At 68.9% G+C, this 11,859-nt stretch carries 12 protein-coding genes and 1 pseudogene; 10 read left to right on the forward strand and 3 right to left on the reverse strand.

The window, feature by feature from the left end; all coding sequences use genetic code 11:
- Positions 1-493 precede the first annotated feature (493 nt).
- The 9 genes and pseudogenes from IF47_RS31435 to IF47_RS0109190 all read left to right on the forward strand — a co-directional run.
- Positions 494-1,013: pseudogene (locus tag IF47_RS31435) on the forward strand (RHS repeat-associated core domain-containing protein); the annotation flags it as partial.
- A 444-nt stretch (positions 1,014-1,457) separates the two neighbouring features.
- Positions 1,458-2,099, forward strand: coding sequence for a hypothetical protein (locus IF47_RS0109155; protein ID WP_031507941.1), 642 nt, complete (start codon positions 1,458-1,460; stop codon positions 2,097-2,099).
- 222 nt (positions 2,100-2,321) lie between these two features.
- The gene (locus tag IF47_RS0109160) at positions 2,322-3,167 is read left to right on the forward strand and encodes a transposase family protein (RefSeq protein WP_031507943.1); all 846 of its coding nucleotides are present in this window, start codon (positions 2,322-2,324) and stop codon (positions 3,165-3,167) included.
- 33 nt (positions 3,168-3,200) lie between these two features.
- On the forward strand, positions 3,201-3,740 hold the full coding sequence (locus IF47_RS0109165; protein ID WP_031507946.1) for an SMI1/KNR4 family protein: 540 nt from the start codon (positions 3,201-3,203) through the stop codon (positions 3,738-3,740).
- Positions 3,741-4,164: 424 nt separating this feature from the next.
- Positions 4,165-4,572 (forward strand): hypothetical protein, encoded by a 408-nt coding sequence (locus IF47_RS0109170; RefSeq protein ID WP_157839934.1) that lies wholly within the window; start codon positions 4,165-4,167, stop codon positions 4,570-4,572.
- A 126-nt stretch (positions 4,573-4,698) separates the two neighbouring features.
- Complete coding sequence (locus IF47_RS0109175; protein ID WP_031507949.1) at positions 4,699-5,178, forward strand: hypothetical protein; 480 nt, start codon at positions 4,699-4,701, stop codon at positions 5,176-5,178.
- Positions 5,179-5,218: 40 nt separating this feature from the next.
- The gene (locus IF47_RS0109180) at positions 5,219-5,770 is read left to right on the forward strand and encodes a hypothetical protein (protein WP_342667248.1); all 552 of its coding nucleotides are present in this window, start codon (positions 5,219-5,221) and stop codon (positions 5,768-5,770) included.
- A gap of 77 nt (positions 5,771-5,847) precedes the next feature.
- Complete coding sequence (locus tag IF47_RS0109185; protein WP_031507952.1) at positions 5,848-6,390, forward strand: SMI1/KNR4 family protein; 543 nt, start codon at positions 5,848-5,850, stop codon at positions 6,388-6,390.
- Positions 6,391-6,440: 50 nt separating this feature from the next.
- The gene (locus IF47_RS0109190; protein ID WP_157839935.1) at positions 6,441-6,863 is read left to right on the forward strand and encodes a hypothetical protein; all 423 of its coding nucleotides are present in this window, start codon (positions 6,441-6,443) and stop codon (positions 6,861-6,863) included.
- Positions 6,864-7,012: 149 nt separating this feature from the next.
- Here IF47_RS0109190 and IF47_RS30620 read toward each other — a convergent pair whose 3' ends face one another.
- The 3 genes from IF47_RS30620 to IF47_RS0109205 form a co-directional block, all read right to left on the reverse strand.
- Positions 7,013-7,348, reverse strand: a complete 336-nt coding sequence (locus IF47_RS30620; protein WP_157839936.1) for a hypothetical protein — start codon at positions 7,346-7,348, stop codon at positions 7,013-7,015.
- A 127-nt stretch (positions 7,349-7,475) separates the two neighbouring features.
- On the reverse strand, positions 7,476-8,660 hold the full coding sequence (locus tag IF47_RS0109200; protein ID WP_078591670.1) for a dienelactone hydrolase family protein: 1,185 nt from the start codon (positions 8,658-8,660) through the stop codon (positions 7,476-7,478).
- A gap of 177 nt (positions 8,661-8,837) precedes the next feature.
- Positions 8,838-10,466, reverse strand: a complete 1,629-nt coding sequence (locus tag IF47_RS0109205; RefSeq protein WP_031507957.1) for a M4 family metallopeptidase — start codon at positions 10,464-10,466, stop codon at positions 8,838-8,840.
- A gap of 390 nt (positions 10,467-10,856) precedes the next feature.
- On the opposite strand from IF47_RS0109205, the gene IF47_RS0109210 reads away from it, so the two are divergent.
- The gene (locus tag IF47_RS0109210; RefSeq protein WP_031507958.1) at positions 10,857-11,798 is read left to right on the forward strand and encodes a carbohydrate kinase family protein; all 942 of its coding nucleotides are present in this window, start codon (positions 10,857-10,859) and stop codon (positions 11,796-11,798) included.
- The last annotated feature ends 61 nt before the right edge of the window (positions 11,799-11,859 follow it).

The raw sequence follows: 11,859 nt of genomic DNA on the forward strand, positions 1-11,859 counted from the left end.
GATCGGCGTGGAGCCATACGGCTTGTCCCGGCCACCGGCCGAGGGAAGAGGTCGCCGGGAACGCGGAGCCCGAGGACGGGTTGCAACACGATCACCCTTGAGGTGCGGGCATGCCCTGCCCGTGGCCCAGCCGGATCCGCTCGGTGGTTCCTGCCCGCACGGACAGGAACCACCGAGCGGGAGTCAGCGACCGGCGCCGTGCCCTGCCAGGCCCTCCGGCTTACAGCTCCGCAGCGCCGTGTCGTCACCGGACCGCCTGTAGGGCGTGCGCCGGACCGGCTTGGAGACGTCGCCTGATACTCGGCCGGTGTGCTTCTGCGCCATGGGAGCCAGCAGCAGGAGAAGCCATCCCTCCGGGCTCTCCCGGAGGGAGGTGCCCTTCAGAAGGTGCGGCATCGGACCCTGGCGGAGCGAGACATGGTGGCCAGGCCGGCTCGATGCTCGGTTCGTCGTACTGGGTCGGTGGTCCACTGGGTCACACGATCGTCGGAAACGCCTGCCCCCGGACGGTGAGACCGTCGTGGAACAGGTGGACTTCACCTGGGACGGCCCGGTCCTCATCGAACAAACCACCACCGCCCCCGACCTGCCCCACCCGGTCACCCTCACCTGGGACCACACCGGCTTCACCCCGGTCGCCCAGACCGAGCGCCTCACCCATCAGGCGACTCAGGCCGAGGTCGACCGCCGGATCTTCGCCATCGTCACCGACCTGGTCGGCACCCCCACCGAACTCATCGACGCCACGGGCGAGATCGCCTGGCACGCCCGCACCACGCTGTGGGGCACCACCACCTGGAACACCGGCGCCACCACCCACACCCCACTGCGCTTCCCCGGCCAGTACGCCGACCCCGAAACCGGCCTCCACTACAACTACTTCCGCCACTACGACCCCGACACCGCCCGCTACACCACCCCCGACCCCCTCGGCCTCGCCCCCGCGCCCAACCCGGTCGCCTACGTCCACAACCCCCATACCTGGACCGATGTACTCGGCCTCGCACCCTGCTCACCCGGAACCGAGGACGACGCGCGCCTCGCCCTGAACCGTGCGGAGGAGCTGCAATCCCTCCGGAACGACTACTTCATGACGGATGTCAAGGGCACTACCGCTGTCATCGGCGTGTTCAACTCGGAGTCGAAGGAGTACGTGATCAGGATAGGCATCAATGGAGACGGCCCCATGCCGAGTACCTGGCAACTGCGACCGGGCGAAGAATTCGTCCAGGCTCCCGGTCACGCAGAGGAGGGCATTTTCAATTCCCTCAGAGAAAATTAACACGCAGTTTTCGGAACAGCTTCACGGAACTTCTGCAACGACAGATGCCTCCCACTGGTGAATACTCGTGACATAGAATTGGGCGGCGTAGGAATGCGCGGACACAAGCCACAAAATTCGCCTTACACTCTCTTCCTTAAACTCTCTTCTGGGCAGAAAGGGAATAATTTCGACCATGGCGCGCAACAGTGAGCTGTACCGCACTCTGCAGACCGCGGCCCATCCGGAACTCGTGGCCTTCTGCGCCGCATGCGCCGAACGGGGCAGCGGCATCCACAAGCTCCTGGGGGCATCGGAAGGGGCCGCGCTGTTCGAGGAGGCACTGTCCCTCGGGTGGGACGCCGCCCACGGTGCGGTCGACGACGAGGCCGTGATCGGGCTCCTTGAAGAAGCGGAAGATCTACTGGCCCAAAACAGCGACGAGGAAGACGACACCGAGAGTCAGGAGTTTCACGCTACCCAGTCGCTGCTACTTGCCGTCAACACCCTTTCCGTCTACGCCAATCCCTCTCCTGGGCGGGCCGAGATGTCGGGGCAGACCATGGAGACCTTCCTGGCCGGTTTCGATTTCAAGCTCGGCGGAGAACGTGCGGTAATCATCAGAGCCGGGGAACCCTCCCCAGTCGGAAACCTGCAACGGCTGGAGCAAGAAGCCCAGACTCGATTCCTGGCATCCTACGTCAACGGAACCGGCGACCTCCTCCGCAACGCGACAATCGAGGAGATGCGCGACTCCTGCCTCGATGTCCGTGAACGGATTACACACGCGGCCAAGGAGGTGGCCGAACTCCGCGGGTGGGAGATCCGCTCGAATTGACCTCCATGGTGCACGCGGTGGTCTCCCGTCCCACGGGCTCCGGGGGGAGTGCACGGTCACATGTCCACTGAGGTTTTCTCAGCGAAATGATCTGCGCGAAGTCGGATGAGGCTCTGGTGTCCGGACGATTCGGGCAGCCCTGCCCCGGTGGCGGCAGACGTAAAGCCCCTGGTAGGACGGTCCTCTCTCACAAGATCGTCCTGCGACACCAGAGGCTTCACGTTGGTCCCCCATGTTGCCATGCTCGACGTCCCGCGCCCGGTGGTGGCTTTCCTCGCGCGCCTGCCGGCTGCCCACCGGCGGAAGATCGGCACCCCGCACGGTTCGCGGGCGCCGGGCCCGTTCCGCCAGGCCGTGCTGGTGCTGCGCTGGTTCCGCCACCGCACCTGCGTGCACTGCCTGGCCCGCGACGCCGGAATCTCCCAGGCCACCGGCTACCGGTATCTCCACGAGGGCATCGACGTCCTCGCCGAGTGTGCCCCTGACCTGCACCAGGTGCTGGAGCGCTGCCGGGCGCGGGGTCTGAGCCATGTGGTGCTGGACGGCACGCTCATTCCCTGCGATCGCGTGGCCGGGACCACCGAGAAGGGCAACGACCTGTGGTACTCCGGCAAGGGGCGGCACTTCGCCGGAAACCTGCAGTTCATAGCGGCTCCCGACGGCTCGCTGCATGGGGCATCCCCTGCTCGCAGAGCTTGGGGACGGGTCTCCGACGTTGAGCCCGGCTCGGTGCACGACCTGCGCGCCGCCCGCATCCATGCGCTGCCCGCGCTGTACGCCGCGGCCCGCGCCGGACTGCCGACCCTGGCCGATGTCGGCTACACCGGCGCCGGCATCGGCGTGCACACACCCTTCCGCCCGCATCCGGACATCTCCTCGCCGCTGGCAGCGGACAACCGGACCCACAACCGGCTCCTGCGCGGCATCCGTGCCCGGGGAGAACGCGCCGCCGCCGAACTCAAGCAGCGCTGGCGGGCCCTCCAGCACGTGACGATCAGTCCCAGCCGGATCGGAGCCGTCGCCCAGGCCGCCCTCGTCCTCAACAATGCATGGCACGAAAAGCGCTGAGAAAACCTCACTGACAACGGAGAAGGAGCAGGAGTGAACCCCGACGTCGCACGGATCGTGGAGGAAATCCCTCCTCCCACCGGTGTCCGGCCCAAGGACTGGACACAGGTCGAAAGCCGGCTCGGCACCGTCCTCCCGGCGGACTACAAGCAGCTCGTCGACATCTACGGCGGAGGTGTCTTCGACGACACCATCTGGCTTCTGGAACCCGACTGCGCCAACATCCACTACGACCTGCTGACAAAGAACAAGAACCGTCCGGGGGAACTGGAGTCCCTGTGGGAGTCAGGAGAACCCAATCCTGCGGAACTCCATGAAGAAGGGAGCAAGCTCGTCGCATGGGCGGTCACGGAGAATGGCGAGTACCTCTTCTGGCTCGCCCACCCCGGATGGCAACCTGGCGACTGGACGATCATGATCAATGAAGGACGCGGCCCCGAATGGGAAAGTCACCCGATGTCGTGTTCCGAATTTCTCAGGTCCATCCTCTTGACCGGAGGAGTCGAGTCCGACATCTTCTTCGACATGCCCTTCGAAGAACACGATTTCCGGGCGAGCGCCGACTTCCTCTGATGTGGCCTTCACCCTGCGTGACGTGAGCATGGAAGAACCGACCTTTCCGCCCATCGCTTGGTGGAGGCAGGCCAGGGTTGCGTCGTCCTCGCAGAACAACCGGCTTGATGGATGATCGGGTGGTTCGGGATGCTTCGCGCCCAGGTGCCTCGAGGCGGAACGGAGGCAGGCACGACCTCCAGTGATCACGAGATGTCACATCCCTGATCACCACAACGAAGACCGTGCCTGCCCGCTCATCACCGCTCATCCCCACCACTCCGGGCCAACTCGCCGACATCGCACCGTCGTCCTCGCCCGCCGGCCGCCTCAGGCCCCCGGCCCACCCGGCGACCGTCGGGGACACGATGCCCCGGGGCGGCACGCCGGCGGCAACACCGATAGCGTGTTCGCCTCATGGACCCATGACTACGAGGATGTCGCCTTGGACGCCGCGGACGAACTCGGGCCCGGTGGTCTCGTGACGAGGATCAGGGAGGATTTGGAGCGGCTGTTGCGGGCCGGGGGCAGGGAGGTCGAACTTCTCTGCGCGGAGGCGCTGTCGAGGGGCGCGACATTCATGATCTGGGAAGAGGCGACCAGAACCGACCGCGTCACTGCCGTCTACACCAGGCGGGAGCGTCGTACACGTAAAGTCGGACAACCTTCCCTTGGTTTCCCCGAAGCGGTCGCCGACTTGCGTGCCCATACGGGCGAACACGTTCTCATCGGTTATGTGGACGATCGCCCCCAGAACGGCTTCTATTTTCAAGTTTTCCTCGACTCGGAGGCAACACAGGTCATCGCTTGCCTGGGCGTGCGCCCGACCGCGCGGGTCGGTCGGGCATTATGAAGCAGCGATGGCCGGGGGCCTCCGAAGCCCGAGTGGCCCACGCACCGAGGCGGCCGCCTCCGCAGAGCACTTGCCAAGAGCGGGTGAGCGTGAAGCTCCGATTCCTCATGCGATCAAGGTGGAGGAGTGGACGGACAAAATCTGCGGTTCGGCGAGTGGGAGGTCCGCTACTTTCCGGCCGGCGCTCCTCTGTCGTTTCGGCCGGCGGGGAACTTCGGCGAATCGGAGGATCGCTTCCTGGCCCGCCACGAGCGCATGCGCAGGGTGCTGCTCCTGCTTCCGCGATGGCGGCAGGCCGCCTACTACCTCCTGCACTGGAGCGACGGCAGCGACCTCTCCGTCCTCGATGAACTGATCACCACCGGCCAAGGAGATCCCGCTTACTTCTCGGGGGCCGTGGTGGGCGAGATGCGCGGTATCACCTGCCTCGAATGCCATGGCATCCTGCGAGTCGTCGCGTATGAGAACGTGGTCACGAGTCTCCTCTTCGGCGCCGACGCGGTGAGGCGCTCACGTACGCACTCCTTCGAGAGGTCGTGCCGCGTGTGTCAATCCCCTTGGACGGTCAGTGCCCTCGAATTCTGTGACGTCCCCCCGAGCCCATGATTCTCCCCGGCCACGAAGGAACGACAGCGACCATTCGATGATGCACAGCGAGGAAAGCCTGGCAGCGGAGTTCGAGCGCCTGCGGCGCCGGCCGGACGCCGAGTCGGCCCCACCGGTCCTCTGCGAGTTCACCGTGGATCTCCCCGGCGACCCCGAGCCGTACGCCGAGCGGCTGCGCTCGGTGCTCTCGGCGGCGATGGGCCTGGGGATCACCGAGGACTTCACCGAGGACGACCTGCCCACCGACGGCGTACCGGACTGGTTCGTCGCGGCCTGCTCCCAAGACGGGGACGGGGCACCCGACTTCGCGCGGGACGGCCGCGCCGCGTACCAGGCCCATACGGAAAGCCGACCGTGGCCGCTGCGGAACTGGCTCCACCGGTTCGACCCCGACGACGATTCCCGGGGATGGCAGTGGTGGGACATCACCCGGACCGGACCGTCCCGGGTACGGATCTGGGTGGACGGTTGGGGAGAGTCCTTCTTCGGCTGCCAAGAGTTGCGCTGGGCCGCGTACACTGCCGGCGCCCGGCACGTCGACGGCCCCGCCGTCCAAAACCGTGACGTCTGGGCGGGAGAGAGGTCGGCATGACGGAGACGGACGGGGAGTTCCCGGCGGGGCCGTAGACGCGGCCTCCCCGGATTGCCGCACCCGACATGGAGAAGAGCGTGAACCCCACGGTGGCCCGCATCACCGAACTCGTCCCTCCTCCCGCTCCCCCGCGACCCCGCGACTGGGAAACCGTGGAGGCCCAACTGGGCACGCCGCTGCCGGAGGACTACAAGCAACTCGTCGACCTCTACGGCGGGGGAGTGTTCGACGAGGTCGTCTGGCTCCTGGAGCCGGGATGCCCGGTCGAGGACTACGACCTGCTCGCCATCACCCGGGAGCGGGAAGAGATCCTGCCCAGGCTGTGGGCGATCGGCGAGCCGAAGCCCACCGGGCTGACGGAGGACGGCACGCGCCTACTGCCCTGGGCCTATGTGGAGGACGGCGGGCAGTACCTCTACTGGCTCGCCGGGCCCGACCAGGCCCCCAAGGAATGGACGGTGACGATCAACGAGGGGCGCGGCCCGGAGTGGGAGAGCCACGCCGTGTCCTGCGCGCGGTTCCTGCTGTCCTTCATGGCCGGGGAGATCCGTTCGGAGGTCCTGCCCGAGTCTTCCGGCGAGTCCCACGGCTTCGACGCCAACACCGACATCCTCAGGTGACCGGCGGGGTCCTTCCTCTGCCCAAGTCCCCGTGGGAGGTTCGGCGATCGGTGAGATCCGTGTACGAGTACCGGAGGCGGCCCGGCGCCGCCTGGGGCATGGTCGTGCGCCTGGCGGCGGAGCACTCCGTCACGCGGGAACCTCCGGCCGGAGCGGTCCGCACGGGGCAGCCGAACGTCTGGCTGAGCGTGCCGGACAACCTCGCGGCGCGGGACGTCCGTTGGCTCGCGCACGGTCTCTCCCTGGTCGCCGACCAGCTCCGACCCGACGCCCGGGACGAGCACGCGATCGTGACCGTCCACGCCCTTGAGACGCCCGTTCTCACCGACCACCAGGCGGAGGCCGCCGCCGCGGCCATGATCGAGTGGCTGCGGGAGAACACCGGTGTTCCCGGCATCGACCACACCGTGCGGTTCGACGCCGAGGAGAACCGGTACGTCTTCACCTGGGGCGAGCCCGGACGGCCCGCGTGAGCGCCCCCGGCGGAGCCGCGACGCCGACCCCGGCGCTCGGGCGGCGTGCGTCGGTCCTGTTCGACGGAGCCGATCCGCTCGCTGTGGAGTGACTACCGGGCCCCGGCCGCCCCGGATCGTGAGGGGCAGCCGGGGCGGCCGGGCCAGGGTCAGCGTCGGCGGCCGAGGATGGGCAGTCCGCCCGAGACCGTCCACACGCTGGTGCCGAGCTCCGTGATGTCGCGGAGTTCCTCCCGGAACGCCTCGGCCTCGCGGTCGTCGTCGTACGCGAGCGCGTCGGCCCAGGGCGCGGGCGCGGGGTTCCGGCGCTCCCCGTTCCGTCGGGCCTTGGTCTTCGCGATCCGCCGGACCGTCACCGGCTGCTCTTGGCGGCGCCTTCCCCCGACGTCGTTCCTCGCCTCTCCCTGCCCGCCGTTCCTGCGGGAAGGGCAGGCACACCCCATGCCGATGAGGAGGTCACACCGCTTGCACCTGGTTCCGCTCATACAGACCCCACCCCCTGAGAGTCTCTCGGGCCGGCGGTGCGCCGACCGCCACCAGGATAATCGCGAGTTCACGCCAGCGGTAGGCGTTGACTGTGTTTTCGCAGTAAACATCGTGGTGGTGCTCGGTTCAACGGCAGACGCGCGCCACCCACGTGTCCAGCCAGGCGAACGCCTCGTCCTGCATCTCGTGGGTGAAGACGTGCCCCGACTCCGGCCACACCTTCGTCCGGAGCCGGTCGTCCGCGCCCTGCGAGCGCCAGACGGCCCGTAGCTTCCGGTACGCCGTCTCCACACCGGCGGCGGTGAACAGCCCGTCCCGCCCGCCGTTGAAGAACAGCATCGGTTTGGGGGCGGCGATGCTCGCCACGTCGGGGATGTCCAGGTGGCGGGAGAGGCCGGGGTGGAGCATGGTGTAGGCGGACTGGCCGCGCAGGGTGTTGTTGCCCGGCACCATCATCTCCCTCAAACCGGTCATCCAGCAGATGGAGACCGCCGCGCGGACGTGGTCCGACAGCGCCGCCACCTGCCAGGCCCGCCAGGCGCCCACGGAGAAGCCCAGTGCCGCGATCCGCTCGCCGTCGATCTCGGGCAGGGACGCGAGGAAGGCCGCCGCGCGCTGGTCCTCCCGCGCCATGAGTCCGGCCGAGGAGGAGCCGAGGTTGAACAGGTTGCTCGCGAGGGCCTGTTGGCCCTCGTAGACGAGTCCGGAGCGGTCGCCCCAGCCGAGGGCGTCGACGGCGAGCACCGCGTAGCCGCGTCGGGCGAGTTCATCGCCGACGAAGCGTCCGTCGAAGTGCCGGTCCGTCCAGGCCCGCGCCGAGGACAGTCTCGTCTCGTCGTACCAGGGCCGGACGAGTTTCTCCTTGCCGATGTCGAACTTCGAGCCGTGGTCGTGCAGCAGGAGCACCGCCGGGAACGGCCCCCCGCCCTCCGGGAGGAGCATCGTCGCCCGCACCCGGCTGAAACGTGTCAGGTTGACGTGGACGATCCGCCGACGGAGACCCTCCTCCGTCCGTTCGTCGACGGTCTCGGCGTCGAACGGGGAGTCGTCCGCCGGGTGGACGAGGTGTGCCTCGACCGTGGCGCGGGCCGTTCCGCGCCAGGTGGGGAAGTCCCGGATCGGGGACGTGCCCCAGGCGAGCGGGAAGGTCAGCTCCTCCTTGAGCCGTTCGTAAAAGGCCGGGAGGTTGTCGCCCAACACGGCCGGGGACTCGAAGGCCGAAGGTCCGAAGGCAGGGGGTTCGGGGGTGGCGTCGGGCGGCGGCGGCCCCGCCGTCCGGGTGGTGGGGGCCCGCTCGCCTGTGTGCGTCATGTGTGCGCCCTTCCCTCAAGGCACCGCCGGTTGCTGAAACGAATCAACGACGGATCGACGCGGAACCTAACGAGGGAACCCTCCCCCCGCAAGAGCGCCGTGGCGCTTCCGGGCCCCGGACGGGAGAGGGGCCGCGCCGTCCCGGGACGGCGCGGCCCCTCTCCCGTGTCGCCCGTGCTATTTGACGTTGACCGCTGCCCAGGCGGCGTTCACGGCCTGGTGTTCGGCGCTTCCGCTGCCGTACAGGTCGGCCGTGGCCGACAGGGTGGCGGTGCGGGCGCCCGCGTACTTGGTGGTGGAGGTCATGTAGACGGTCAGGGCCCGGTACCAGATCTTCTCCGCCTTGGCGCGGCCGATCCCGGTGACCGGCTTGCCGTCGTAGGTGGGCGAGTCGTAGCTCACGCCGTTGATGGTCTTGGCGCCGCTGCCCTCGCTGAGCAGGTAGAAGAAGTGGTTGGCCGGCCCCGAGGAGTAGTGGACGTCCACGCTGCCCAGGGTGGAGGACCAGTAGTCCTTGGAGTTGCCGTCCCTGCTGGGCCGGTCCATGTAGCGCAGCGGGGTGCCGTTGCCGCGGATGTCGATCTTCTCGCCGACCAGGTAGTCACCGACGTCCGAGGGGTTGGCGGCCCGGAACTCCACGGCCGCGGCGAAGATGTCGGAGGTCGCCTCGTTCAGGCCGCCGGACTCGCCGCTGTAGACGAGACGTGCCGTGTTGGAGGTGACGCCGTGGGTCATCTCGTGCGCGGCGACGTCGATGGAGGTCAGCGGCTTGGCGTTGCCCGCGCCGTCGCCGTAGGTCATGCAGAAGCAGGAGTCGCTCCAGAAGGCGTTGACGTAGGCGTTGCCGTAGTGGACGCGGGTGTGGGCGGCTCTCCCGTCGTTGCGGATGCCGTTGCGGCCGTGGACGTTCTTGTAGTAGTCCCAGGTCAGGGCCGCGCCGTAGTGGGCGTCCACACCGGCGGTCTGGCGGTTGCTCGGCAAGCCGTTGCCCCAGACGTCGTCGGCGTCGGTGAAGAGCGTGCCGGTGCCGGAGGTGCGGCCGTTCAGGTCGTAGGTCCTGTGGCCGCCGCGAGCGGCGTCGGTCAGCGAGTACGAGCTGCCCGAGCCGCTGGTGCCGAGGGTGACGCGCCCGCTGTACATGCTCTCGCCGACGCCGGTGTGGATGCCTTCCCACTCGGCGAGCTTCTCTCCGGTGCGGGCGTCGGTGACGACGTGGAGTTCGCTGGGGGTGCCGTCCTCCTGGACGCCGGTCACCACCGTCTCCCAGGCGAGGGTGGGCTTGCCGTCGGCGGCCCAGATCACCTTGCGGGGGGCGTTCTCGGTCTCGGCCTCCGTCGTCTCCTGCGCGGAGGCGGCCCGCAGTGCGGACTTCTCCGCGGTCGTGGCGGACACGTCCGCTGTGGTGCTCGCCACCGCGATGCGGGCCGCGGTGGCCTTGGTGACCTTGCGGGTGCCGTCCTTCCTCTCGTGGACGACCAGATCGCCGCCGAGGACGGGCAGGCCGTCGTAGGTGCGCTCGTAGCGGGTGTGGACGGTGCCGTCGGCGTCCTTGACGACATCGCGGGCGACGAGTCTCTCCTTGGCGCCCAGGTCGAGCGCGCGGGCCTGGTCGGTGGCCTCGGCCTGGGCGGCCTTGATGGCGGAGGCCCGCTGAGTGGGGGTCATCTGGACGATGCCGGTGCCGGGTTCCGGCGCCGGTCGGGCGCCGGCCGATCCGGCCTGCATCCCGGTGAGTGCCAGGGCGGCCAGGGCCACGGGTATCGCGAGGCGCAGGGTGGTCTTCCGGGTGGTGGGGGGAAGGGTCACTCGGTCTCCTGGGGACAGGACCACGGGTGGCGGTCCGTTCGTCGGGGGGTGGCGCCCTGACCGTGCCGAGGAACCTGTTGCGGGCAGGCCGGAGCACGCGAAGTCGCTCGCACTTTCGAGGTGGGTCGACTCGTTCGAGAGACTGTCACCTCCGAGGCGTCACCGACAGATGCCCGCGGGCCTATTGGCAGGTGCTTGACAATCTCTTTGCAATGACCGGTCATCAGAGACCGATATCCGATACCCCCACAACCGCCCTTGAGGGATGTCCCCGAAGCCGAGGGCGACCGATCCGGACGAACCGAGGGCGCGCCTCGGACCGCGCGACCATACTGGCCCGGACGCCGCGCGGGGAAGCGGGAGAACGAGAGAGGCGGGAGGCGGACCACGGTGAGCCGGCACCACACGGAGTACGACGTCCTGGTGGTCGGGGGCAGCGGGGTGGACACCGTCGTCCGCGTCGACTCCCTGCCCGTGCCGTTCGCCGACTCGGTCCACGTCGGACCCATCGAGGAACACCCCGGCCAGACCGGCGGATACGTGGCCCTCGGCGCCCGGGCACTCGGCCTGCGGGTGGCGTTGCTGGACTTCGTCGGCGACGATCCGCCCGGCGCCCTGCTGCGCGAGCGGATGGCCGAGGGAGACGTGGAGTTCCTCCCGGTCCACTCCCCCACGGGCACCCGCCGTGCGGTGAACCTCGTCGACGCGACCGGCCGCCGGATGTCCTTCTACGACGGCCGCGATCCGGCCGACCTGCGGATGCCCCGCGACTCCCACCTCCCCCCGCTGCGGCGCGCCCGCCACGTCCACCTGGCCATCTCGCACTTCGCCCGCTTCCTCTACGACGACATCGAGGAGCTGGGCGTGCCCGTCTCCACCGACCTGCACGACTGGGACGGACTGGCCGATCACCACCGGGAGTTCGCCCTCCGCTCCGACCTCGTCTTCCTCAGCGCGGCGGGCGCGGGCGAGAGAACGCCCGTGCTGATGCGGGAGATCCTCCGCGAGGGCCGGGCGGAGGCGGTGATCGCCACGGCGGGCGCGGACGGCGCGTACTTCCTCGTCCGGGGCGGCCGCTCCACCCCGCGCCACGTCCCGGCGGCCGTCCCGCCGGCGCCGGTGGTGGACTCCAACGGCGCGGGTGACGCGTTCGTCTGCGGCTTCCTGTACGGCAGGCTCGCCGGCCGGGACGTGGCGGAGTGCGTCCGTCTGGGCACGGTGGCCGGCGCCCACGCCTGCACGGCCGGCGGCTCCGCCGCGCTCATCGGCCCCGAGGCCCTGTCCAAGACTCTGTCTCAGGCACTGTCCAAGGCACTGTCCCAGGCCCCCTGACGGCGGGTCGGGGACACGTCGGCACACATCGGCGGGGAGTCGACCGGCGGTTATTCGTTGG

This window comes from Streptomyces megasporus, assembly GCF_000718985.1.
Lineage (GTDB): Bacteria > Actinomycetota > Actinomycetes > Streptomycetales > Streptomycetaceae > Streptomyces > Streptomyces megasporus.

Excerpts from the sequence above, each read along its gene's own strand:
- IF47_RS0109155 (WP_031507941.1), top strand. The coding sequence starts at position 1,458 with ATGGCGCGCAACAGTGAGCTGTACCGCACTCTGCAGACCGCGGCCCAT.
- IF47_RS0109180 (WP_342667248.1), top strand. The coding sequence starts at position 5,219 with ATGCACAGCGAGGAAAGCCTGGCAGCGGAGTTCGAGCGCCTGCGGCGC.
- IF47_RS30620 (WP_157839936.1), bottom strand. The coding sequence starts at position 7,348 with ATGAGCGGAACCAGGTGCAAGCGGTGTGACCTCCTCATCGGCATGGGG.
- IF47_RS0109200 (WP_078591670.1), bottom strand. The coding sequence starts at position 8,660 with ATGACGCACACAGGCGAGCGGGCCCCCACCACCCGGACGGCGGGGCCG.